This window comes from Vibrio thalassae (genome assembly GCF_900089835.1).
GTDB lineage: Bacteria > Pseudomonadota > Gammaproteobacteria > Enterobacterales > Vibrionaceae > Vibrio > Vibrio thalassae.
The window spans coordinates 1-715 of record NZ_OANU01000179.1 but is presented as its reverse complement, the minus strand read 5'-3'; the positions used below and the strand labels follow the sequence as shown (position 1 = coordinate 715).

1 protein-coding gene is annotated in these 715 nt (G+C 43.6%); it reads left to right on the top strand.

Annotation, left to right across the window (positions count from 1 at the left end; all coding sequences use genetic code 11):
• A partial coding sequence (locus VTH8203_RS23535; RefSeq protein ID WP_158296245.1) for a hypothetical protein occupies positions 1-715 on the top strand: 715 nt, incomplete at both ends.

The window sequence follows — 715 nt, the reverse complement described above, 5'->3', positions numbered from 1 at the left end:
CACTCACTGCAGGCGATAAGTACCGTCTAAAACTCATCGCAATCGATAACAACAGCCAGATAAGCGAAAGCATCTCGGACATCACCACTGAGGTACAAAACAACAGTATTAGTTACAATATAGAGTTTGATGACCTTGCTCAGCCTCAAGAAGGTATATTGCAAACAGTTGGTACTCGCTTACTCTCGTCAGCATCACCTGCGCTATTTACGGATCGTCAGGTAATCTGGCAACGTGTAAACGCTGACAACAGCTTAACGATGTTAGCGACAACCGAAAACTATATGCCGACCGACAAAGATGTAAATCATGTATTACGTATTACAGTTGAATATCATGATGCGTACGGTTTATTAATCAAACGCAGTGTCGATACCCAAACCGTATCGCCAAAAACAAATTCAGCAGCGTTAGTTACGTTAGCCAATTCGCTCAATCTGACCATCAGCCCGCTCACATTAGCCACTCAATCGAAAGTGTCTCTGTTATCAACAACGGTTGCAGCGATTGATAACGCCATTGCTGCTAATGCGAATCTTGGGGTGAACTACCAATGGCAACGCAGTCAAGATGGATCGACATGGAGCGATATCGGCGCAGCTAATGGAGCAAGTCATATCACAACGAGTGCAGATAATGCCCACTATTTACGTTTACAAATAACGTTAAATGATGGCCCTGCGGTACTTAATCCACGTTTCAGTAACCAAACAAA